The organism is Streptomyces sioyaensis (assembly GCF_004122735.1).
Classification (GTDB): Bacteria; Actinomycetota; Actinomycetes; order Streptomycetales; family Streptomycetaceae; genus Streptomyces; species Streptomyces sioyaensis.
This window is the reverse complement of the sequence record NZ_SDIF01000015.1, coordinates 17,543-41,498: the sequence shown is the minus strand read 5'-3', so window position 1 is coordinate 41,498 and position 23,956 is coordinate 17,543. Positions and strand designations below refer to the sequence as shown.

Below are 23,956 nucleotides of genomic sequence, written 5' to 3'. Positions count from 1 at the left end.
GTGACCTCACCGCGATGTCGACGTGACGGCACCGCACCGCTGCGGGGGAGGCGGAGGACGGCCGCGCGCGGATCCTGAACCACCCGCGACGTGGTCCGAGTTCCGGTTTCCGACAGACATACTCACTCACCGAGTACGGAGCATGAAGACATTGGCAGCCAACAGTTCTCTACCAGCCGAGCCGCTCATCGACGAGATCCCGCTCTCCCTGTGGGGACGGAGCGATCTACGGGTCCTGCCATGGGAACGCGATCCGGTCGACCTGGGCTTCCACTCCTATACGTATCTGGTCGGATCCGACTCGGACATGTATGTGGCCAAGTGTGTGCCCGCCGCCCAGGGGCCGAAATTCACCAGCGGCCTCACGGTCGCCCTGGTGGTCGAGGAGCACGGCATTCCTGCCGGCGGGCCACTGCCGACCGCCCAGGGCGAGATCACCGCCTACCACGGTGAATGGTGCTGGGCACTGCTGCGTCACCTCGACGGCGGGCGGGCCGACGAGAACGATCCTGTGCACATGCGCCGGGCCGGCGAGACGCTGGGAGCCATCCATACCGCGCTGGTCGACACCCCTCCTCCGCCGGACATCCTGAGCTGGGACCACCTGGACGTCATGATGGTCGCCGAGGCGCCGTTCCTTGAGGACAAGCCATGGATCCAGCGGGCCATGTGCGAGGCGTACGAGACGGTGGCCGGCAAGGTCACGGTGGGCCTGCTGCACGCCGATGCCAGCATGAACACGTTCCGGGTGAAGCCTGATTCGATGGGGCTCTTCGACTGGGGCGAAGTCATGTACGGCCCCCTCCTCTTCGATGTCGCCACCGCCCTCAGCTATCTGGAGAGGTCCGTGGACGTCGGCCCGCTGCTGCGGGGATACATCGCGAAGTCCCCGGTGCCCCCGTCGGAACTTCCCCACCTCGGAGCCCTCCTGAAGTTCCGTGCGGCCGCGGAGGCCTGGATCTACGCCCGCCGCGCATGGGTGGGCAATGACATCGGGAACATCGGCGAGCTCAGCAATGCGAACCTCCTCGACCGGGCACGGAAGAACCTCGCATCGGCCGAGCAGGACGGCGAGCGCTTCCTGAGCCAGTACGAGTGAGCACCCCAGCATCCGGACCGACAACTCCTCATTGCCTACGCTAGGAGACGGAACACCCATGTCACAGCGCTCGTCCGAACTCCCCGCTTTCCCCATGTCCAAGGCGAAGGGCTGTCCCTTGGACCCGCCCCCCGAATACGCTCAGTTGCGGTCGGACCGGCCGGTCGCGAAAGCGCGGCTGTGGGACGGCAAGGAAGTGTGGCTGATCACCGGGTATGACGAGATCCGCTCGATCTTCACCGACCCGCGTATCAGTGTCGACAACACGCAGCCCGGTTATCCCTGGCTGAGTGAGCAAGCGCGGACCGTCGTGCTGACCGGGGGCGTGAAGCCGGTGGGCCGGATGGACCCGCCCGAGCACACCGCCATGCGGCGCATGCTGGGCCAGGGATTCCTGGTCAAGAAGATCCAGAACATGCGTGGTGACGTGGAGGCCCTCGTCAACGGGCTCATCGACGACATTCTCGCGGGTCCTCGGCCGACGGACCTGGTCCCGGCGTTGGCCATGCCGGTGCCGTCCACCGCATTGGGATGGGTGCTGGGTGTCCCCCCGGCCGACAAGCGCCTCATCAGCCTGGTTCCCCGGCTGTTCGACGAGGACTCCGGGCTGGAGGGTGCCATGGAGGCGCGCGCCGAACTGTTCGCGTACATCGACGAGTTGATCACGCACCGGGAGAACGAACCGGGCGACGACATCATCAGCCACCTGGTCGGCTACTACCAGAAGGGCGAGCTGTCGCGGGTGTCCGTGCTCACCCAGTCGGTCACGCTGATCGCGGCGGCTCTCGACACCACCAGGAGCATGATCACCAACGGGATTCTGGCCCTGCTGCAGCATCCCGAGCAGGCGGCGGCGCTGATCGAGGACCCGGACCTCGTACCGGCGGCGGTGGAGGAGCTCCTGCGCTACACGGTGGTCACGGAGTTCTCGTCCAAGCGCGTGGCGGCCGCGGACATCGAGATCGCGGGCGAGACCATCAAGGCGGGCGACGGCATCATCTGCCTGATCAGTGCGGGCAACCGGGACGAGAAGGTCTTCACCGATCCCGACAGCCTGGACGTCCGGCGGGACGCCAAACAGCACCTGGGCTTCGGGGCCGGCATCCACACGTGCATCGGGAAGCAACTGGCGCGCATGGAGCTGGAAGTGGTGTACGGAACCCTGTTCCGCCGGATCCCCGAGCTGCGGCTGGCGGTCCCCTTCGACCAGCTGGTATTCCGCAACACGTTCGACGTGCAGGGCGTCCGGGAGCTTCCCGTCACGTGGTGAGGCACGGCTGTTGACGGTGGTTTCCGAAGCATCGCACCTGCGCGCGCTTCGTCCGCTGTCGCTCCTCGGCAGGGCGCACCCGAGCGCCCTGCCGGTCGCGTTGATGTTCCCCTCTCGGGCCGCACGCGTTTGTGTCCCGGTCCGTACGCGTTCCTGCGTAGCCGGGGCGCCGGCCGGACCGCCGGCCTGATGAGTCGACCGAGGACTACCGTCATGATGGAAAAGACCATTCCTGCCAGGTCCATGTCCCGGGCCTGGATAGGCCGATACTCCCTGGCATGGCTCGGGCTGTGGATGGCCTACCTGGTGCCGCAGCAGTTCGCCATGCCCGACCAGCTGGCCCGGGTCGACCCGGCCGGCCGGATCACCGACTTCGGCGTCATCAACGCCGTGTGCGGCGTCGTCGCCCTGTTCACGCTGCCGCTGTTCGGCACGCTGTGCGACCGGACCCGGTCCCGGTTCGGCCGCCGGCGGCTCTGGGTCGCCGGCGGCGCGACGCTGTTCGCGGGCGGCCTGGTCGCCACCGGCCTGCAATCCGACTGGACCGGGATCGGCCTGTCCTGGCTGGCGTGTTCGATCGGCTTCTGCATGGCCACGGTCGGCTTCACCGCACTGGTCGCCGACCAGGTCCCCGAGGCCCAGCGCGGCACCGTCTCCAGCGCGATGTTCGGGCCGCAGACGATCGGCGTGGTGGTCGGTCTGTTCTGCCTGACCGCGATCACCGGCGACCTGCCGCGCTACCTGCTGCTCGCGGCGGGCGTGCTCGTGCTGGCCGCGCCGTTCGTCCTCAAGCACCGCGACACCACAACGACCCGGCCCGACGGCGGTGTCGGCCTCCGCGAGTTCGTGGCCAGTGTTCGGGACAACCCCGCGTTCGCCTGGACCTTCGGCACCCGGGTGCTGATGAATCTGGCCAACGCGCTGGCCACCAGCTACCAGCTGTACTTCATCACCGACGTGCTGCGGGTGGCCCACCCCGAGCAGGTGCTTCTGCTGCTGACCCTGGTCTACCTGGGGTGGACGCTGGTCTCAGTCTACTTCTGCGGGGTGCTGTCCGACCGGCTCGGCCGGCGACGGGTGTTCGTGGCCTGCGGCGCGACCGGCCAGGCGCTGGGCTGCGCGGCCGTCGCGATCGCGCCGGGTACGGCCAGCGCGCTGGTGGCGACGTCGCTGTTCGGCGTCGGCGTCGGCGCCTTCCTGGCCGTCGACCAGGCGATCATCACCGCGGTGCTGCCGGCGGCCGAGAACCGCGCCCGGGACCTGGGCATCATGAACATCGGCCTGTTCGGACCGCAGACCCTGGGGCCGCTGCTGGCCGGCCTGGTCATCGACGGGCTGGGCGGATACCAGGTCCTGTTCACGCTGGCCGGGCTCACCAGCCTCGTCAGCGGCCTGCTGATCTACCGCGTGTCCTCGGTGCGTTGAGCGCGCCGAGCGCGACGGCCCCGACCGTCTGACTGGAGTCCACCGATGTTCCGTCCGCCGCGGGTGTGCGCCGACGTGCCGTCGCTGCGCGCCCTGCTTCCGCTGTCCCAGATCGCCGTGGCCGGTCCGGTCCGCGGCCGGGCCGCCGACCGCGGCTCGGTCGCGCGGCTGCTCTCCGAGGTGTCCGAAGCGGACGCCGGGGCGCGGGGGTGAGCGCGATGCGGGTCGTCGTTCTCGGGGTGACCACCGGTCTCGGCGGCCGGCTCGCGTCCTCCCTGCTGGCCGGTGGGGACACGCCGGTCGGACTGGTCCTGCGGGACAGCGACGCCGCGCGCATGCGGGCCGCCCGCATCGAACCGTTCGTGCTCGACACCGACGGATCCGACCTCGACGTGCAACTGAAGCGGGCCTTCCGCGGCGCGGACGCCGTCGTGCTGGCGGCCGGTACCGGCACCGGTCCGGGCTCGCTCGGCGCGGCGGTGTCCTCGCCGGCGGCTCAGCTGTGCGCCGCCGTCGAGGACTGCGGCGTGCGCCGGTTCGTCATGGTGAGCGCTCACCTGCCCGGCGCCCGGGACCGCGCCGCCCTCGGCGACCAGCTCGACGCCTACCTGGTCGAGAAGCGCGCCGCCGAACAGGTGGTGCGCGAGCAGGATCTGGACTGGTGCGTGCTGCGCCCGGGCATGCTGACCGACGATCCCCCACTGGGGACCGTGCGGGCCCGGCCCGACGGCGTTCCGACGGTCGGCGACGAACTCTCCCGAGGCGACTGCGCCGAGGCGATCCGTACCGTGCTGACGCAGGGAATCACGGGTGTGTGGCACGCCACGACCGGGGCGACACCCATCGAGCACGCGTTTCGCGCTTGATTTGGCTTTCCTGCTCCCCCGGGGCCCGCGAGGGAAAGTCACCCTGCCGCCCGGGGAGTTGTTCACCTCTTCCACCCGACTCACGCAGAGAACGGCTACTGGTCATGCTCCAGCCGGAAATTCGCCGCCGCGGCCAGAAAGAGATCGTTGGATTCCCGGGCGCCCACAGTGACCCGGACCCCGTCCTCGGCAAGCACCCGTACCCCGATACCTGCACGGGCACAGACGCCGGCGAATTCCGCACTGCGCTCGCGGAGCGGGAGCCAGAGGAAGTTGGCCTGGGAGCGTGAGACCGGCCAGCCCTGCTCGATCAGGGCGTCCTCCATCCGGTGCCGCTCGGCAATGACCAGGTCAACCCGCTTCATGGCGTCGTCCGTTGCGGCCAGGGAAGCGATTGCCGCCTCCTGCCCGATGTGGCTGACCCCATAGGTCGCCATCGTGCGCAGCGCCGCCGCGACGGGTTCCGGGGCGATTGCGAACCCGATCCTCAATCCGGCCAGGCCGAATGCCTTGGAGAAGGTCCGCACCACGGCGACATTGGGGTATTCGCGGCATACGGTGATGCCGTCCGCCGCGTCCTTGTCGGACACGAACTCGGCGTAGGCCTCGTCCAGGACAACAAGCACGTCCTCGGGAACGCGGGCGAGGAACTCCGCCAATTCGTCGCGGCCCACCGTCCTGCCGGTGGGGTTGTTGGGGGTGCAGAGGAAAATCAGTCGGGTCCGTGCGGTGACACGCTCCGCCATGGCGTCGAGGTCGTGGTATCCCTCCTCGGTCAACGGAACCGCGACCGGGGTCGCGCCGCAGATGGCCTTGGTGATGACGGGGTAGGCCTCGAACGACCGCCAGGCATACATGACTTCGTCCCCTGGGGCGGCCATCGCCTGGATGAGCGACTGGATCACGCCCACCGACCCCGCGCCGGCTGCGAATCGAGTGGGCGGCAGGTCAAACGTGCGCGCCAGTGCGGCTATCAGTCGTGCGCAGCCGATATCCGGGTAGCGGTTGAACCGCCTGGCGGCCGCGACCGCCGAGTCCAGGACGCCGGGCAGCGGATCGTAGGGGTTCTCGTTCGCCGCCAGCAGGTGCGTGAATTCCGCAGTGGGCGCGCCGCCCGACCGGCTCGCCGCGTGCACGGCAATGGAGTGCAGTTCTGGACGCGGCCGTGGTCCTGGCATATCAGAACACACACCTTCCCTGAGATCGAATGGAGTGGAAGACACGTAAGGGGACGCTGAGCCAAGGGAATGGCGTTGGCGCAACGGAAGCCGGACATCGGCATGCCGGAGTTGCGGGCGGTTGAGGATTCCGCTCGCTTCCGCACATGGTGGAATGGGCACGTGGCCGACGGCGTCCGGTGCTGACGGCCCGTTGGTTTCACCCCCCGCCGTCCCAGCAGCGGTATCGTCAGACCTTGTCCACAACCTGCCGGTCGGCGTCGTTGCCGGGCAACCCCCTATGCCCCCCTCACGTCACGCACTGCCACTACGTTTTCCAGCCTCTGTGGGAATTCGCTCGCGGCCACGCCTGATTCCCTGACGGCGCATTACCGAACCGGTGAATGGGCAAACCGCAGCCCGCGCACCGCATTCGGGGGTGATAGGGGTGTTGCGGCCAGGCGCCTCTTGCTTGGGTTGTTCGGTATGACAGCAGGAATGCAGCGCGTCGTCGTCGTGGGTGTGGGCCGCCAGGAGGAATTCGGCGTCGCTTCGGTGTCGCCGGCGCTCTGGGCCGCGATCGAGGACGCCCACGTGGTTCCGTCCGCCCGCAGCCGTGTGGTGGTTCTGGTCGCACGGACGGACGAGGAGGACCAGCCGGACTGGGACGACATCCCCGGTGTGAGCGTGCGTGCTCCGCGGGACTCCGGGCCGATCTTCGCGGCGGCCGAGACGTGTCTGCGCGCGGATCGCCCCGCGCTGGTCGTCGTCCACGACGAGACCGGCGGCGTGGCGGTGGCGCTGGCTCTGGAGACGGCCGGTGCCGAGCACTACGGCCCGCTCTCCGACGATGCCGAGGAGCGCGCGGCGCAGCTGCGCGCGCTCAGGCCCCGGGACCGCACGAGCGCCCCGGATGCCACGACTGCCGGCACCGTCCCGCTGCTGCTGTCCGGCCGTACCGAGGCCGGTCTGCGCGCCCATGCCGGCCGTCTGGCGACCCACCTCCAGGAGCGTACGGACATCTCCGTGGCCGACGCCGCCTTCACCCAGGCCACGGCACGCACGCTCTGGCCGCACCGGGCGATGGTCGCCGCGGCCGACCGGGATGCCGTCGTCTCAGCTCTTCGCGCGGTGGCCGAGGGCCGGGCGGGCGACGCGGCGGTTCGGGCCGGGAGCGGTGGACCACAGTCCGCGGTGTTCGTCTTCCCGGGCCAGGGCGCCCAGTGGGTGGGGATGGCGCGCGAACTCGCCGCGACGACCCCGGTCTTCCGCGACAAACTGGCCGAATGTGCACGGGAGTTGCGCCCGTTCGTGGACTTCGAGCTCAACGACGTGCTCTCCGGGGCCCTCCCGCTGGAGCGGGTCGAGGTGATCCAGCCGGCCCTGTTCGCCGTCATGGTCTCGCTCGCGGAGCTGTGGCGGTCGAACGGCGTCATGCCCGCGGCGGTCGTGGGCCACAGTTTCGGCGAGATCGCGGCGGTGACCGCCGCCGGAGCGCTCACCGTGGCGGACGGCGCGCGGCTGGTCGCCGCCGTCAGCAAGGCGCTGGCGCGGCTCCAGGGCAACGGGGAGATGGTCGCCGTGGCGCTCCCCGCCGAGCAGGTCACCGCGCTGGTCGCCGAGTGGGATCTGGACCTGGACATCGCGGTCGTCAACGGCCCCGGATCCACGGTCGTCGCGGGCACCACCGAGTCCGCGGCGGCCTTGTTGGAGCGGCTGCGCGCCCGGGACGTGCGGGCCACCCTGCTGCCCATCGGGATCGCCGGGCACTCGTGGCGCATGGAGCCCGCCCACGAGTACCTCGTGCAGGAGGCCGCCGCGGTACGGCCGCGCGCCACCGGGATACCCGTGTACACGTCCACCACGACCGATCCGCTCGACACCGGCGAGCTGGATGCCGAGCACTGGTTCCTCAGCCTTCGCGAGCCCGCCCGGTTCCAGCAGGTCATCGAGGAACTGCTCGGCCAGGGCCACCGGGTGTTCGTGGAGATGAGCCCGCACCCGGTGCTCACCCTGCCGATCGAGGAGACCGCCGCGCACCTCGGCCGCGACGTCGTCGTCCTCGACACGATGCGTCGTGACGACGCGGGCCACGACCGCTACCTGCGCGCCCTGGCCGAGGCACACCTGCACGGCGTCGCCCCCGACTGGAGCACCGTTCTGCCCGACGCCCGCCGCGTCACGCTGCCTTCCTACCGGCTCGGCCTGGACACGGCGGACGCCACCGGCAGCGGCGGCACCGGGCCCGGCACCGGACTGCGCGAGCGCCTGCTCGGGTGTGCCCCGGCACAACGCGTCGACGAGGCCATCCGCCTCGTGACGGACGCCGTGGCCGCGCACATCGAGCCGACGGCGAGGGCCATCGGCACGGACGAGGCGTTCTGGTCGCTGGGGGTGGACTCCGCGGGCGCCCTGCGGGTCCGCAACCGGCTGGTCGAGGTGACCGGGCTGCGGCTGCCCGTGACGATCCTGTTCGACCACCCCACTCCGCGCGCGCTGGCGCAGGAACTGGTGCGCGTGGTGCTCGGTGGCGAGGCACCGGCCCCGGCCCCGGCCGCGACGGCGCCGGCCGACCCCGACGAGCCGCTCGCCATCGTCGGCATGGCCTGCCGGTTCCCCGGCGGGGTCAGGTCCCCGGACGAGTTGTGGCAGCTGGTGCACGAAGGGCGGGACGCGGTCGCGGCCTTCCCGGCCGACCGCGGCTGGGACCTCACCGCGCTGTACGACGCCGACGCCTCGCAGCCGGGCACCTCGTACCAGCGCGAAGCCGCTCTGCTCGACGGCGTCGCCGAGTTCGACGCCGCCTTCTTCGGCATCTCCTCGCGTGAGGCACGGGCGATGGACCCGCAGCAGCGGCTGCTGCTGGAGACGTCGTGGGAAGCGCTGGAGCGCGGCGGCATCGACAGTGCGACCCTGCGGGGCAGCCGGACCGGTGTCTTCACCGGCGTCATGAGCCTGCCGTACGGCCGGCCGCTGCACCAGGCACGGCCCGACCTGGAGGGCTATGTGATGACGGGTACCACCTCCAGCGTGGTCTCCGGCCGGCTGTCCTACGTCCTGGGCCTGGAAGGTCCCGCCCTCACCCTCGACACGGCCTGCTCCTCCTCCTTGGTGGCGCTGCACCTGGCGGGTCAGTCGCTGCGCCGCGGCGAGAGCGACCTGGCGCTGGTAGGCGGGGCGACGGTGATGGCCGAGCCCGGACTGTTCATCGAGTTCAGCAGGCTCCGCGCGCTCGCGCCCGACGGCCGTTCCAAACCGTTCTCCGCCGATGCCGACGGCTTCGGCATGGCCGAGGGCGTGGCCGTGCTGGTGGTGGAGCGGCTGTCCGACGCGCGGCGACTGGGCCATGACGTGCTGGCGGTGGTCAGGGGGAGCGCCGTCAACCAGGACGGCGCCTCCAACGGCCTCACCGCGCCCAGCGGCCCCGCCCAGCAGCGGGTGATCCGGGCCGCGCTGGACAGTGCCGGCCTGCGCGCCGCGGACATCGACGTGGTGGAGGCGCACGGCACCGGGACGCGGCTGGGCGACCCCATCGAGGCACAGGCGCTGATCGCGACGTACGGGAGCGACCGCCCCGCCGAACGGCCGTTGTACGTCGGTTCCTTGAAGTCGAACATCGGGCACGCGCAGGCGGCGGCCGGGGTGGCCGGGGTGGTGAAGATGGTGCAGGCGCTGCGGCACGGTGTGATGCCGCGCAGCCTGTACGCGGACCATCCGACGACGGAGGTGGAGTGGTCGTCGGAGACGGTCGAGCTGCTGGCCGAGGAGCGCGCGTGGGATCGTGCCGACGGTCGCCCGCGCCGGGCCGGTGTGTCCGCCTTCGGGATCAGCGGGACGAACGCGCACATCATCCTGGAGGAGTGCGCGCCGCAGACTCCTGTGACCTCCCGGGGCGCGGAGTCCGGCGCCCCCTGGACGGACGTGGCGATGCCGCTGGTGCTCTCCGGCAAGACTCCGGACGCCGTACGCGAGCAGGCGCGGGCGCTGCGGGAGCACCTCGCGTCGCACCCGGAGCTGCCGCTGGCGCACGTCGCCCGGGAGCTGGCCACGCGCCGTACGGCGTTCGAGCACCGCGCCGTGGTCACGGGCGACCGGGAGGAGGTCCGGGCCGGTCTCGGCGACGTCTCCCCGGTGCTCGCCGGGTCCGGCAGGGTGGCGGCCGTGTTCTCCGGCCAGGGCGCGCAGCGCGCGGGGATGGGCCGGCAACTGGCCGCGGACTTCCCGGTGTTCGACGAGGCGTTGACGGAGGTGTGCGGCCACCTCGACCCGATGCTCGGACGTGGACTGCGGGAAGTGATGTGGTCCGACGATCCGGAACTACTGGGCCGGACGGAGTTCGCACAGCCCGCGCTGTTCGCGTTCGAGTGGGCGCTGGCCCGGCTGTGGCAGTCCTGGGGCGTGTCGTTCACGGCTGTCGTGGGTCACTCGGTGGGCGAGATCGCCGCCGCCGTGGTCGCCGGGGTGCTGACGGTGCCGGACGCGGCGCGGCTGGTGGTGGCCCGGGGCCGGCTGATGCAGTCCCTGCCCGGCGGGGGCGCCATGCTCGCCCTCGCCGCGGGCGAGGACGAGGTGGCGGCCACACTGGGCGATTCCGCGCTCGTCGGAATCGCCGCGGTCAACGGGCCCGAGGCGGTCGTCGTCTCCGGTGCCCGCGACGAGGTGGCACGCGTGGGCAAGATCTGGCGTGCACGCGGCCGGCGGGTCGCCGAGCTCCGGGTGAGCCACGCCTTCCACTCACCGCTCATGGAGCCGATCCTCGACGAGTTCCGCTCGGTGGTGGAGGCGCTGCGCTTCCGGCCGCCGACCGTCCCGCTCCGTGCCACCGCCGACACCACCTACCCCGTCGACACCGCCGCCTACTGGGTCGACCACGCGCGCAACGCCGTACGGTTCGGCGATGCCGTAGGGCAGCTCGCCGAGGCCGACATCCTGATCGAGGTCGGCCCGGACGCCGCCCTGGCCCCGCTGATCGAGACCGGTCACACCGTCCTGGCCAGCACCCGGCGCGACCGGTCCGAGACGCACACCGTCCTCACCTCGCTGGGCCGGGCCCATGCCCATGGCGCCCACGTCGACTGGGCCGCGCTCCTGCCGCCCGCTCCCCGTGGCGACCTGCCCACGTACGCCTTCCAGCGGCAGCGCTACTGGGACTCCGCGTCGGACGCCACCGCCGGTGCCGCGGGAGCGGATCCGCAGCCGCACCCGATGCTCACCTCGCGCACGGATCTGCCGGGTGACGGCGGCCTGCTGCTGTCCGGCAGGCTGGCACCCGGCAGCGATCCGTGGCTGTCGCATCACGTCGTCATGGGCACGGTGCTGCTGCCCGGCACGGGCTTCGTCGAGCTCGCGCTCGAAGCGGCCCGCGCGGCCGGCGCCGGGTCGGTCGACGAACTCGTCCTGCGCGCGCCGATGGTGTTCGCCGAGGGCAAGCCCCGCGACCTCCAGGTGTGGGTGGGGCCGGGCCAGGACGCCGAGCGTGAACTGCAGATCCGTACCAGGGAGACCGGCGGCGACTGGACGCTGCACGCCACCGGTCTCCTCGCGGCGCGGACCGCCGACACCGCAGGCTTCCGCGACGGCGACTGGACCGGCGGGGTCTGGCCCCCGGCCGGTGCGCGGCAGCTCGTCGGCCGCTCGTTCTACGAGGAGCTCGCGGCCCGTGGCTACGAGTACGGCCCGGCTTTCCGGGGCACCAAGGCCCTCTGGGAGCGTGCCGGCGACCTCTTCGCGGAGGTCATGCTCCCCGCGCGGCAGCCGCACGGGTTCGGTATCCACCCCGCACTGCTGGACGCCGCCCTGCATGCCCTGCCGATCACCGGCAGCCTCTACGAGGCCGGCGAGGTCCGGCTGCCGTTCTCCTTCAACAGCGTGTCCCTGTTCTCCTCGGATGCCCGGCGGCTGCGTGTGCGGATCCGGGCGGACGCCGACTCCGCCGCCGTGTGGATCGCGGACGACGCCGGGTCCCCCGTCCTCGCCATGGAGGGCCTCATCTTGCGCTCCATCGAGCGCGCACAGCTGGAAGCGGCGGGGGCGACCGGCCGCACCGGGTGGTTCTCAGAGACGTGGCGGCAACTGGGGCGGGCCGCCACGGCCGACCGGGTGCCCGGGAACTGGCTCCTGCTCGGCGAGGTGCCCCCGGCGCTCGGCTCCCTCTTCGAAGACCCGCTCACCGCCGCTTCCTGGGACCGCTCGACCGCGCCGGACGGGGTGCTGGTCGGCGCCGGAGCCGCGGAGGATCTGCTCGCCGCCCTGCACGAGGTCGCCGGGCACCCGACCGGCCCGGTCTGGTGCGTCACGAGCGCCGCCGTCGGAGTGGGGACGGTCGACGACCCCGCCGCCGACGTGCGGGCGGCGGGTGTCTGGGGGCTCGGCCGGGTGGCCGGACTGGAACTGCCCGACCGCTGGGGCGGACTGGTGGATCTGCCCGAGCGGATCGACGACGCAACGCGGCGGGCGCTGGCCGGGATCCTCACCGACGACGGCGCCGACGACCAGGACGACGAGGACCAACTCGCCGTTCGCGACGGACAGCTGTGGGCTCGTAGGCTCGTGACCACGCCCGCGCCGCAGACCGGTACCTGGACGCCCAAGGGCACCGTGCTGATCACCGGCGGGACCGGCGGTCTCGGCGGGCACGTCGCCCGCCGGATCGCCGAGCAGGGCAGCGCCGACCGTATTCTCCTCCTCTCCCGTCAGGGTTCGGCGGCCCCCGGCGCCACCGAACTGCTTGAGAACATCCGCGCGTTCGGCGCCACGGCGGAGGCCGTCGCCGTCGATGTGACGGATCGTGCCGCGATGAGCGGCCTGATTGACGCCCTGGCAGCGGAGGGAGCCCCGGTACGCACCGTGGTCCATGCCGCGGGCGTGGTCCGGGACGTGCGGATCGCGGAGACCGGGGCCGAGGAGCTGGCGGCCCAGATGGCGGCCAAGGTCGAGGGTGCCCTGCTGCTCGACGAACTACTGCCGGACCTCGACGACTTCGTCCTGTTCTCCTCCATCTCCGGCGTCTGGGGCGCCGCGGGCCAGGCCGGGTACGCCGCCGGCAACGCCTGCCTCGACGCACTCGCCCGGCGCCGCCGCGAGCAGGGCAAGCGCGCGGTCTCCGTCGCCTGGGGTCCGTGGGCGGGCGGCGGCATGCTGACCGAGCACGACGAACGGGAACTGCGCAAGCGTGGTCTGACCCCTCTCCTGGTGCCCGCCGCCCTCCAGGCCATGGAGCAGGGCATCATGTCGGACCGCACGGGAGACCCGGTGGTGGCCGACATCACCTGGTCGCGCTTCCTGCCCGCGTTCACCGCCTCCCGGCCCAGTCCGTTGCTCGGCTCGTTCGAGGAGAAGGCCGCCCCTGAGCACCAGGCACCGTCGGACGGCCGGCGTCCCGAGGGTGAGACGCAGGGCCTCACACAGCGGCTCGCCGCACTGCCGGACGCCGAGCGGCTCCCCGCCCTGACCGAGGTCGTGCAGACCAATGTGGCGGCACTCATCGGCGAGTCCGGACCCGAGCGGGTCAGTCCCGACCGTGCGCTCAAGGAGATCGGGTTCGACTCCCTGATGTCCGTGGAACTGCGCAACAGGTTCGCCGGTCTCATCGGCGTCAAGCTGCCCGCCACGCTGGTCTTCGACCATCCGACGCCGAACGCGCTGGCGCGGCATCTTCTGGGGCACCTCGATTTCGGCGCGGCCGGCGCCGCACCGGCCGACCGGCCGCTGCTGGAGGTGGTCGAGGACCTCCAGAACCGGGTCCTGTCGCCGCTCACCGATGCCGCCACCCGCCAGGCCCTGGCCGGCCGTCTCACCGAGCTGCTGGACCGGCTGGCCGCACTCGACGCCAGGCCGGTCGCTGAGGCGGACGGGCTCGCGTCGGCCAGCGCCGCCGAGCTGATGCAGTTCATCGACACCGAGTTGGGGGACATCTGACGCCGGGCGGCCCCGCCGGCTCCCGGGCGGGTCCGCCACCGATCCTCTGCCACCACTCCTGTTCCCGTCGCGCCCTGTTCCGGGCGGACAGCCGCGAAGCCGATAGGTGCTAGACATGACAACTGACGACAGCCAGCTCGTCGAATACCTCCGCAAGGTCACCACCGATCTGCAGAAGACCCGATCGCGGCTGCGGGACGCCGAAACGAAGCACCATGAGCCGATCGCGATCGTGGGCATCGGTTGCCGCTACCCGGACGGGGTGCACGGTGCCGATGACCTGTGGCGGCTCGTCACGGAGGGGCGCGACGCCATCAGCGGCTTCCCGCAGGACCGCGGCTGGGACGTGGCCGGCCTCTACGACCCCGACCCGGACGCCGTCGGGAAGTCGTACACCCGCGAAGGCGGCTTCCTCACCGACATCGACCTCTTCGACGCCGACTTCTTCGGACTCAGCCCACGAGAAGCGCTGGCCATGGACCCGCAGCAGCGGCTGCTGCTGGAGACGTCCTGGGAGGCGCTGGAGAGCGCGGGCATCCGCCCCGCCACTCTGCGCGGCAGCCGCACGGGCGTGTTCACCGGTGTCATGCACCACGACTACGGCAGCCGTTTCACCACGGCCCCCGACGGGTTCGAGGGCTACGTCCACATGGGCAGCGCGGGCAGCATGGCCGTCGGCAGGGTCGCCTACCACTTCGGCCTGGAGGGTCCCGCCGTCACTGTCGACACGGCGTGCTCTTCCTCGCTCGTCTCCCTGCACCTGGCATGCCAGTCGCTCCGTGCGGGCGAGTGCGATCTTGCGCTGGCCGGCGGTGTCGCGATCATGGCCGGCCCCACCTTCTTCGTCGAGTACAGCCGTCAGCGGGTGCTGTCCACCGACGGCCGTTGCCACTCCTTCGCCGACGACGGGGACGGCACCGGCTGGTCCGAGGGTGTGGGCGTGCTGGCGGTGGAGCGGCTGTCGGACGCACGGCGGCTGGGGCACGAGGTCCTGGCGGTGGTGCGGGGCAGCGCGGTCAACCAGGACGGTGCCTCGAACGGGATGACGGCGCCGAGTGGTCCCGCTCAGGAGCGCGTCATCGACTCGGCGCTGCGCAATGCGCGTCTGAGCGCGGACGAGATCGACGTGGTGGAGGCGCACGGGACGGGAACGCGGCTGGGCGATCCCATCGAGGCACAGGCCTTGATGGCGACGTACGGCCGGGGGCGTTCGGCACAACGGCCGCTGTGGCTCGGTTCGTTGAAGTCCAACATCGGGCACACCCAGGCGGCCGCGGGCGTCGGTGGCGTGATCAAGATGGTGCAGGCGCTGCGGCACGGCGTCCTTCCACGGAGCCTCTATGCGGAGCAGCCGTCGACGGAGGTCGACTGGTCCGCGGGGACGGTCGCGCTGCTGGCGCAAGAGCGGGCGTGGGAGCGCGTCGAGGACCGACCGCGTCGGGCCGGTGTGTCCTCCTTCGGGATGAGCGGCACCAACGCACATGTGATCGTGGAGGAGTTCGTCCCCGAGCCCGCCGGGGAGAGTGCGGCGGAGCCGCCGGCTCTGTGGGCGCAGACCTCGGTACCGCTGGTGCTGTCGGGCAGGACGCCGGAGGCTGTGCGGGCACAGGCGGCGGCGCTGCGGGAGCACCTGGAGGCCCGACCGGAGCTGTCCCTCGTGCGGGCGGCGCGGGAGGCGGCGGTGCACCGGACGGCGTTCGAGCACCGTGCGGCGGTCACGGGTGACCGCGAGGCCGTGCTGGCCGGGCTCGGCGAGGTCACTCCCGTGGCCGCCGGCGGCGGCCGGGTGGCGGCTGTGTTCTCCGGCCAAGGCGCTCAGCACGTCGGGATGGGCCGTCAACTGGCTGCGGAATTCCCGGTGTTCGCCGGGGCGCTGGACGAGGTGTGCGCGGTGGTGGATCCGTTGTTGGGGCGGTCGTTGCGGGAGGTGATGTGGTCGGGGCCCGCGGAGCAGTTGGAGCGGACGGAGTTCGCGCAGCCCGCGCTGTTCGCATTCGAGGTGGCGATGGCGCGCCTGTGGCAGTCCTGGGGCGTGGAGTTCTCGGCGCTCGCCGGGCACTCCGTGGGGGAGATCGCCGCCGCGGTGGTGGCCGGGGCGCTGTCCCTGGGCGACGGGGCCCGGTTGGCCGTGGCGCGCGGCCGGCTGATGCAGCAGTTGCCGGAGGGCGGAACGATGCTGGCGGTCGCCGCCGGTGAGGAGGAGGTCGCCGCGACGCTGGGCGACCCGGCGCTCGTGGGCATCGCCGCGGTCAACGGCCCCGAGGCGGTGGTGGTCTCCGGTGCCCGTGCGGAGGTCGAGCGGGTCGCCGGAACATGGCGCGAGCGGGGTCGGCGCACGAGTCGGCTGCGGGTCAGCCACGCGTTCCACTCGCCGTTGATGGAACCGGTGCTGGACGAGCTGCGTGCGGTGGCGGACGAGCTGGGCCGGAGGGAGCCGACGCTGCCGGTGAGCGCGTCGGCCGAGACCACGCATCCGTTCGCCACCGCGGCCTACTGGGTCGACCACGCCCGTCGGGCGGTGCGGTTCCACGACGCGGTCACGGGACTCGCGGAGGCGGACGTCGTCGTCGAGATCGGCCCCGACGCGGTCCTGGCACCGCTGATCGACACCGGTCTTACGGTGCTGCCGAGTTGCCGCCGTGAGCAGAACGAGACCCTGACTCTGCTGACCGCGCTCGGCGAGGCCCATGCTCACGGCGTCGAGGTCGACTGGACGACCCTCTTCCCGGCCGCTCCCCGTGCCGACCTGCCCCCCTACCCCTTCCAGCACCGACGCTACTGGCTCGCGCCCCCCGCCCTGACGGGTGACGGTGCCGACGCGCTGGACCACCCTTTGCTGTCCGGCATCGTGGAACTGCCGGGCCAGGGCGGCGTGGTGCTCACCGGCAGGATCTCGCCCGACCGGGACCTCTGGCTCGCCGACCACGCGGTCTCCGATGCCGTGCTCTTCCCCGGTACCGGCTTCCTGGAACTCGCCCTGCGGGCCGCCCGGCAGGTGGGGTGGCACCAGGTCGCCGACCTCGTCGTGCAGACCCCGCTCGTGCTGCCCGCCGCGGGCACCGACATCCAGGTCTGGGTCGAACCGCCGGGCGAGCCGGAGCGCGCGCTCGTCATCCGGGGCCGGAGCGGCGACGGCGACTGGGTGGAGTACGCCACCGGACGGCTCGCGGAAGAGCCCCCCGAGCCCACCGACGCCGAGTGGGCCACGGGACAGTGGCCGCCGCAGGGCGCCGAGGAGATGCCGGTCGAGGAGCTCTACGACACCCTCGCCGCCCGTGGCTACGGCTACGGCCCGGTCTTCCGCGGCCTGCGGGCGCTGTGGCGCTCCGGCGACGAGCTGTACGCCGAGGTCGCCCTCCCCGAGCGGGCCCACGACGGCCGCTACGGCTGCCATCCCGCGCTGTTGGACGCCGCCCTGCACCCGCTGGCAGCCGCCGACGACTCCGGTCAGCAGGTCCGGCTGCCGTTCGCCTTCGGCCGGGCCACCGTGCACTCCCCCGGCGCCCGCGAAGTGCGCGTACGTCTGAGGACCGGCACCGAGACCCTTCGCCTGGACGCGGCCACCAGCACCGGGGACCCGGTCCTCACTGTCGGGGAACTGGTGCTGCGGGCGGCCGACACCACCCTGCTGACGGCACGGGCGGACGAACACCTCCACCGCCTCGGTTACGAGGTCACCTGGCGGCCGCTGCCCGACCCGCCGCGTGCCGACCGGCTCCCCGGCACCTGGATCGTCCTCGCGCCACCGGCGAAGGACGTCTCCTGGACCCGCGACCTGGCCGCGCACACGCTCGACGTCAACCTCGACGCCACCTTGGACCGCCCCGGTCTCGCAGCACGGCTGACCGACGTCACACACACCGCCACCGAGCCGGACGGTGTGCTGCTCTTCGCCGCCCACCCGGACCTCCTCGTCACCGCGCTGCAGGCGCTCACCGACGCCGGTGTGGACGCCCCGGTGTGGTGCCTGACCCATGAGTCCGACGACGCGCTTGACACGGCCGCCGTGTGGGGCGCGGGCCGGGCGGCGGCCCTGGAACTCCCGGACCGCTGGGGCGGCCTGGTCGATCTGCCCCCGGCCGGTGTACGGCCCCAGCTCGACTGCCTGGCCGGGCTGCTCTCCGCGGACACCGGCGAGGACCACCTTCGCCTGCGGCCCGACGGGGTGTCCGTACGCCGCCTGGTCAAGCCGGACCGGCCGGTCCAACCGCCCGCCGACTGGACGCCATCCGGCACCGTGGTGATCACCGGGGGCACCGGTGCGCTGGGCCGTCATGTCGCGCGCTGGGTCGCGGGGCTGGGCGGCTGCTCCCTCCTGCTCGTCTCCCGCCGGGGTCCGAAGGCGCCCGGCGCGCAGGAACTGCTGGCCGAGCTGACCGCCACCGGCACCCCGGTACGGATCGTCGCCGCCGATGTCGCCGACCGGTCCGCCATGGCCGAGCTGGTGCGCGAGGCGGCGGAGTCGGGCGCCCCCGTCCGCGCGGTGTTCCACGCGGCGGGCGTCGCCGACGAGACACCGCTGCTGGAGACCACCCCCGACCGGTTCCACGCCGTCCTGGAGGGCAAGGCGGGCGGTGCCCGGGTCCTCGACGAGGTGCTCGGCGAAGCCGACTTGGACGCCTTCGTCGTCTTCTCCTCCGTCTCCGGCATCTGGGGAGGCTCGGGGCAGAGCGCCTACGGGGCGGGCAACGCCGTGCTGGACGCGCTGGCCGCCCGGCGCCGGGCACGCGGTCTGGCCGGCACGGCGCTCGCCTGGGGTCCGTGGTCGGGCGGCGGTATGGTCGACGCCGGTCTGGAGCGACGGCTGCGACGCCAGGGCCTCGTCCCGCTCCCGGTCGACGACGCCATGGCGGCGCTGTCGACGGCGGTGTCCCTCGGCGAGAACCGGGTCCTGGCCGACGTGGCGTGGCCGCGTTTTCTGCCGCTGTTCGCCGCCGCCCGGCCCGCCCCGCTCTTCACGGCTCTGCGTCCCGCGCCGCGCCGCACGACGGCGTCCACCGCGACGGCCGCGCCCGGATCGACGGCCGAGAAGCTGGCCGCCCTCCCGGCCGCGGACCGCGGCAAGGCCCTGTCCGACCTCGTACGGGCCGAGATCGCCTCGGCGGTCGGGCACCACGACATGAGCGCGGTCGACGCGGAGCGCCCGCTGGGCGAGTTCGGTTTCGACTCCCTCATGTCCGTGCGACTGCGCAACCGGCTTTCGTCCGCGACCGGTGTCCGTCTGCCGGCGACCCTGGTCTTCGACCATCCGACCGCCGGCGCGCTCGCCCGGCACCTGGAGAGCGCGCTGGCCACCGAGCCGTCGCCACTCCCCCGGCGGCCCGCCACCCCCGGAACGACCGTCACCGACGACCCCGTCGCCATCGTCGGGATGGCCTGCCGCTACCCCGGCGGCGTCGCGTCCCCCGAGGATCTGTGGCAGCTCGTCGCGCAGGGCCGGGACGCCGTCACCGACTTCCCCACCGACCGGGGATGGGACCTGGCGGGCCTCCGCCACCCGGACCGCTCCCGGGCCGGTACCACCTGCACCGGCGAGGGCGGATTCCTCGACGACCCCGCCGGATTCGACGCGGACTTCTTCGGCATCTCCCCCCGTGAGGCGCTGGCCATGGACCCGCAGCAGCGGCTGCTGCTGGAGGCGTCCTGGGCGGCCGTGGAGCATGCGGGGATCGCTCCCGGCACGCTGCGTGGCAGCCGTACCGGTGTGTTCGTCGGCACCATGTACAACGATTACCTGTCGCGTCTGAGCAGCACGCCGGCGAGCCTTGAGGGGATCATCGGCATAGCCAACAGCAACAGCGTGATGTCGGGGCGCATCTCCTACCTTCTCGGGCTGCAGGGCCCGGCGGTCACGCTCGACACCGCCTGCTCGTCCTCGCTGGTCGCCCTGCACCTCGCCTGCCAGGCGCTGCGCCGGGGCGAGTGTGATCTCGCGCTGGCGGGCGGAGCCACCGTGATGGCGTCACCGCACATCTTCGTCGAGTTCAGCCGGCAGGGCGGGCTGGCCGCGGACGGCCGGTGCAAGTCGTTCTCCGCCGACGCGGACGGCACCGGCTGGTCGGAGGGCGTCGGCCTGCTCGCCGTGGAACGGCTGTCCGACGCGCGCCGGTTGGGACACGAGGTCCTCGCCGTGGTCCATGGCTCCGCCGTGAACCAGGACGGTGCGTCCAACGGCCTGACCGCCCCGAGCGGTCCCGCCCAGCAGCGTGTCGTGGAGGCCGCGCTCGCGCAGGCGGGCATCGCGGCCGCCGAGGTCGACGCCGTCGAGGCGCACGGAACCGGCACCCGGCTGGGCGACCCGATCGAGGCCCATGCCCTGATCGCGGCCTACGGCCGGGAGCGCGCGGCGGAGCGGCCGCTGTACCTCGGTTCGCTGAAGTCGAACATCGGCCACGCACAGGCGGCGGCCGGGGTCGGCGGTGTGATCAAAATGGTGCAGGCGCTGCGGCACGAACTGCTGCCCCGCACACTGCACGCCGACACGCCGTCACCCGAGGTGGACTGGTCGTCGCAGGCCGTACGACTCCTCACCGAGGAACGCCCCTGGCCCCGGGGCGACCGGCCGCGCCGGGCCGGCGTGTCGTCGTTCGGCATCAGCGGCACGAACGCGCACATCGTGCTGGCGGAGGGCGATCCCCTCGACGGCGAGCCCGCCGGGGGAACTCCGGTGGACGGCAGGTCCGTCGGGAGCGGCACTCCCACGGACACACCGGACTCCCCCGCGGCCCGGACCCCGCTGCCGTATGTGCTGACCGCCCGCAGCGCGGCCGGCCTCCCGGCACAGGCCCGCGCCCTGCACTCCCACCTGCTCGACCACCCGGTGCTCCAACCGGCCGAGGTGGCCCGTTCGTTGGTCACGACCCGGTCCCTTCACGACCATCGGGCGGTCGTGGTGGCCGAGGACCGGCAGGAGTTGCTCGACACCCTCGCCGCACTCGCGGACCCGGCCGCGACGACGACGCCCCGGGCGGTGTCCACCGGGACGTGCGGCCCCGGGCGGGTGGCGGGTCTCTTCTCCGGTCAGGGTGCGCAGCGGCCGGGCATGGGGCGCGAGTTGGCGGGGCGTTTCCCGGTGTTCGCCGCCGTGCTGGACGAGGTGTGTGCGGTGGTGGATCCGTTGTTGGGGCGATCGTTGCGGGAGGTGATGTGGTCGGGGCCCGCGGAGGTGCTGGAGCGGACGGAGTTCGCGCAGCCGGCGTTGTTCGCGTTCGAGGTGGCGATGGCGCGGTTGTGGCAGTCGTGGGGTGTGGAGTTCTCCGTGCTGGCGGGGCATTCGGTGGGGGAGATCGCCGCGGCGTGTGTGGCGGGGGTCCTGTCGTTGCCGGACGCGGCGCGGATGGTGGTGGCGCGGGGCCGGTTGATGCAGGCGCTGCCGGAGGGCGGCGCCATGGTCGCGATCGCCGCGAGCGAGGACGAGGTGGCCGCGAGCCTCGCGGACGTACCCGACGTGGCGATCGCCGCCGTGAACGGCCCCGAAGCCGTCGTCGTCTCCGGGGCGGAGGCCGACGTGCTGCGGATCGACGCCCACTGGCGTGAACAGGGCCGCCGCACGACCCGGCTGCGGGTCAGCCACGCCTTCCACTCACCCCTGATGGACCCGATGCTCGACGACTTCGCAGCCCTCCTCGCCGAGCTGACCTTCCACGAACCGACCCTCCCCCTCAGCCCCTCGGCCGACAGCTCACAGCCCTTCGCGTCCGCCGGATACTGGCTCGACCACGCCCGCCACGCCGTCCGCTTCGCCGACGCCCTCGGCGCCCTGGACGACGCCGACGTGCTCGTCGAACTCGGCCCGGACGCCGCGCTGGCGCCCCTGGCAGGGACGGACCGGCCGGTTCTTCCCTCCGCGCGGCGCGAGCACCCCGAGGTACGCACCGTGGTCACGGCGCTCGGCGCCGCGCACGCCCACGGCGTATCCGTCGACTGGACGGCGGTGCTCGGGGCGGGCAGGCAGGTCCGGCTCCCCACATACGCCTTCCAGCACGAGCGCTACTGGCTGGACGAGGAGACCGCGGCGGACCAGGGCACCGGCTCCATGGACGACCCGGCGAAGGCACGCTTCTGGCAGGTGGTCGAGGACCGGGACCTCGACGGCCTGACCCGCACCCTCGGTCTCGACGCGGAGACGTCCCTGCGGGCCGCGCTGCCGGTGCTGCATGACTGGCACCGTACGAGCACCACGCTCGCCCGGGCCGCGGGCTGGCGCTACCGCGTCGCCTGGGACCGGGTGCCCACGGACGCCCCGGCCGTCGCACTCGACGGCACCTGGTGGATCGTCGTCCCCAGGGATGCCGCCGACACGACGACGGCCGGCGCCGTGCGGCAGGCGCTCGCGGCCGCAGGTGCGAACCCCCGCATCCTCACCGTCGATCCGCACGGCACGGACCGTGCGGCGCTGGCGAAGGAACTCAAGGAACGTGCCGCAGCCGACGGCACGGTGGCGGGGACGGTGTCCCTGCTGGCGGAGTCCGGCGGCGAGGACACCGGGCACCGCGGCGTCGCGGCCGGGGCCCTGGCCACCCTGGTGCTCCTGCAGGCCCTGCACGACGCGGACATCCCGACCCGTCTGTGGACCCTGACGCGGGGCGCGGTACGCAGCGGCCCGGCGGACACCGCACCGGACCCCTGGCAGGCCCAGGTCTGGGGCCTGGGTCGCGTCGCCGCCCTCGAACACCCGGCGCTGTGGGGCGGTCTGATCGATCTCCCCGCCGAAGGGGAGCCGGCCGGCTTGGCCGCCGTCCTTTCCGGGACCGCCGGGGAGGACCAGGTGGCGCTGCGCGGGGACGGCGCACGCGCACGTCGCCTCACCCCTGCCGGCACGCACGACGCCCCGGGGGCCGACGCCCATGCATCCGGTGCGTACCGGTGGACGGACGGGGCGGTACTGATCACCGGCGGTACCGGAGCGCTCGGTGCGCACACCGCCCGCATGCTCGCCTCGCAGGGTGCGTCCCGACTGGTCCTCGTCAGCCGTCGCGGTCCCGACGCTCCCGGCGCCGAGGTGCTGCGCGCCGAACTGGAGGCGCTCGGCGCGACGGTCGACCTGACGGCCTGTGACGTGACCGACCGCGAGGCCGTCGGCCGGCTGGCCGAGAGTCTCGCCGCAGCGGGCACCCCCGTCCGCGCGGTGGTGCACGCGGCGGGTGTGGCCGCCGAACAGCCGTTGACGGAACTCGTCGGGGTCGACTTCTCGGCGGTGACCGACGCGAAGGTCACGGCCGCGGAGATCCTCGACGACGTGCTGGGGGACGACCTGGCGGCGTTCGTCGTCTACTCCTCCATCGCCGGCACCTGGGGCAGCGTCGGCAACGGCCCGTACGCCGCCGCCAACGCCCACCTGGATGCACTGGTCGAGCGGCGCCGGGACCGCGGCGCCGTCGGCACGGCCATCGCCTGGGGTCCCTGGAGCGGGGGCGGCATGGCGGACGACCGTTTCCAGGAGGAGATGCTGCGCCGCGGTGTCAGCGCCCTCCCGCCCCACGGCGCCACCGCCGCCCTCGCTCAGGCCCTGGAGCACGACGACACCGATGTCACGATCGTCGACATCGACTGGGACCGCTTCGCCCGCGTCTTCGCCAGCACCCGCCCCAGCCCCCTGCTCCGGCACCTGACGGAGCCCGTCGCGCCTGCCGACGAGGCCCCGGCCCGCACGGAACTGGCCGAGCGCCTCGCGGCTTTGGACGCCGAGACGCGGCGCGGCGCGGTGCTGGACCTGGTGCGCGCGGAGGTCGCGGGGGTGCTGGGGCATGCCACGTCGCAGGCCGTCGCCGTGGACCGCGCCTTCAGCGACATGGGATTCGACTCCCTCATGGCCGTCGAACTGCGCACCCGGCTCGGCGTGGTCAGCGGCCTGGCGCTGCCGACCACCCTCGTCTTCGACCACCCGAGTCCCGCCGAGGTGACCGACTTCCTCTGCGCCCGGTTCGAACCCGACCGGGACGCCCTCACCCACGAGATCCTGGAGAAGCTCGACTGGCTGGAGAACACCCTGCTGGACGCCGCGCACAGCCAGGGCGCCCGCGCGCGGTTCGGCTCCCGGCTCGATGCCCTGCTCGCCCGACTCGACCGTACGGCGGCCCCGCCCGAGAGCCGGCTGTCGGACCCGGCCGCGGACGCCATCGAATCGGCGACCGCCGAAGAACTGCTCGCATTCGTCGAGGAGCATTTCGACTAGTTCCCCGGTCCCGCATATGGCGGGCCAACCCCCGCAGCTTTAGGGGCC

The 23,956-nt window shown here is 72.7% G+C and carries 8 protein-coding genes; 7 read left to right on the top strand and 1 reads right to left on the bottom strand.

What is annotated here, in order from left to right; translation table 11 throughout:
• The first annotated feature begins 142 nt into the window (after positions 1-142).
• From EST54_RS07935 to EST54_RS07920, 5 genes are all read left to right on the top strand, one after another.
• Entirely contained in the window at positions 143-1,099 is a 957-nt protein-coding gene (locus EST54_RS07935; RefSeq protein ID WP_129246460.1) for a phosphotransferase enzyme family protein, read from the top strand.
• A 58-nt stretch (positions 1,100-1,157) separates the two neighbouring features.
• On the top strand, positions 1,158-2,369 hold the full coding sequence (locus EST54_RS07930) for a cytochrome P450 (protein WP_129246458.1): 1,212 nt from the start codon (positions 1,158-1,160) through the stop codon (positions 2,367-2,369).
• 213 nt (positions 2,370-2,582) lie between these two features.
• Positions 2,583-3,794 (top strand): MFS transporter, encoded by a 1,212-nt coding sequence (locus EST54_RS07925; protein WP_129246449.1) that lies wholly within the window; start codon positions 2,583-2,585, stop codon positions 3,792-3,794.
• 45 nt (positions 3,795-3,839) lie between these two features.
• Positions 3,840-4,007 carry a hypothetical protein gene (locus EST54_RS34010; RefSeq protein WP_154074009.1) on the top strand — a complete coding sequence of 56 codons (168 nt, stop codon included), beginning with the start codon at positions 3,840-3,842 and terminating at the stop codon, positions 4,005-4,007.
• Between the two features lie 5 nt (positions 4,008-4,012).
• The gene (locus tag EST54_RS07920; RefSeq protein ID WP_129246447.1) at positions 4,013-4,660 is read left to right on the top strand and encodes an NAD(P)-dependent oxidoreductase; all 648 of its coding nucleotides are present in this window, start codon (positions 4,013-4,015) and stop codon (positions 4,658-4,660) included.
• Between the two features lie 95 nt (positions 4,661-4,755).
• On the opposite strand, the gene EST54_RS07915 is transcribed toward EST54_RS07920, so the two are convergent.
• Positions 4,756-5,838: a histidinol-phosphate transaminase gene (locus EST54_RS07915; protein ID WP_129246445.1), complete on the bottom strand. Its 1,083-nt coding sequence runs from the start codon at positions 5,836-5,838 to the stop codon at positions 4,756-4,758.
• A 465-nt stretch (positions 5,839-6,303) separates the two neighbouring features.
• Here EST54_RS07915 and EST54_RS07910 point away from each other — a divergent pair, with 465 nt between their 5' ends.
• Together EST54_RS07910 and EST54_RS07905 are read left to right on the top strand one after the other, a co-directional pair.
• The gene (locus EST54_RS07910) at positions 6,304-13,734 is read left to right on the top strand and encodes a type I polyketide synthase (protein WP_244942466.1); all 7,431 of its coding nucleotides are present in this window, start codon (positions 6,304-6,306) and stop codon (positions 13,732-13,734) included.
• Positions 13,735-13,849: 115 nt separating this feature from the next.
• Positions 13,850-23,908, top strand: coding sequence for a type I polyketide synthase (locus EST54_RS07905; protein ID WP_129246443.1), 10,059 nt, complete (start codon positions 13,850-13,852; stop codon positions 23,906-23,908).
• The last annotated feature ends 48 nt before the right edge of the window (positions 23,909-23,956 follow it).

Bases quoted from the DNA above. Each gene is read 5' to 3' on its own strand.
- EST54_RS07920 (WP_129246447.1), top strand. From the start codon at position 4,013: ATGCGGGTCGTCGTTCTCGGGGTGACCACCGGTCTCGGCGGCCGGCTC.
- EST54_RS34010 (WP_154074009.1), top strand. From the start codon at position 3,840: ATGTTCCGTCCGCCGCGGGTGTGCGCCGACGTGCCGTCGCTGCGCGCC.
- EST54_RS07930 (WP_129246458.1), top strand. From the start codon at position 1,158: ATGTCACAGCGCTCGTCCGAACTCCCCGCTTTCCCCATGTCCAAGGCG.
- EST54_RS07905 (WP_129246443.1), top strand. From the start codon at position 13,850: ATGACAACTGACGACAGCCAGCTCGTCGAATACCTCCGCAAGGTCACC.
- EST54_RS07915 (WP_129246445.1), bottom strand. From the start codon at position 5,838: ATGCCAGGACCACGGCCGCGTCCAGAACTGCACTCCATTGCCGTGCAC.
- EST54_RS07910 (WP_244942466.1), top strand. From the start codon at position 6,304: ATGACAGCAGGAATGCAGCGCGTCGTCGTCGTGGGTGTGGGCCGCCAG.
- EST54_RS07935 (WP_129246460.1), top strand. From the start codon at position 143: ATGAAGACATTGGCAGCCAACAGTTCTCTACCAGCCGAGCCGCTCATC.
- EST54_RS07925 (WP_129246449.1), top strand. From the start codon at position 2,583: ATGATGGAAAAGACCATTCCTGCCAGGTCCATGTCCCGGGCCTGGATA.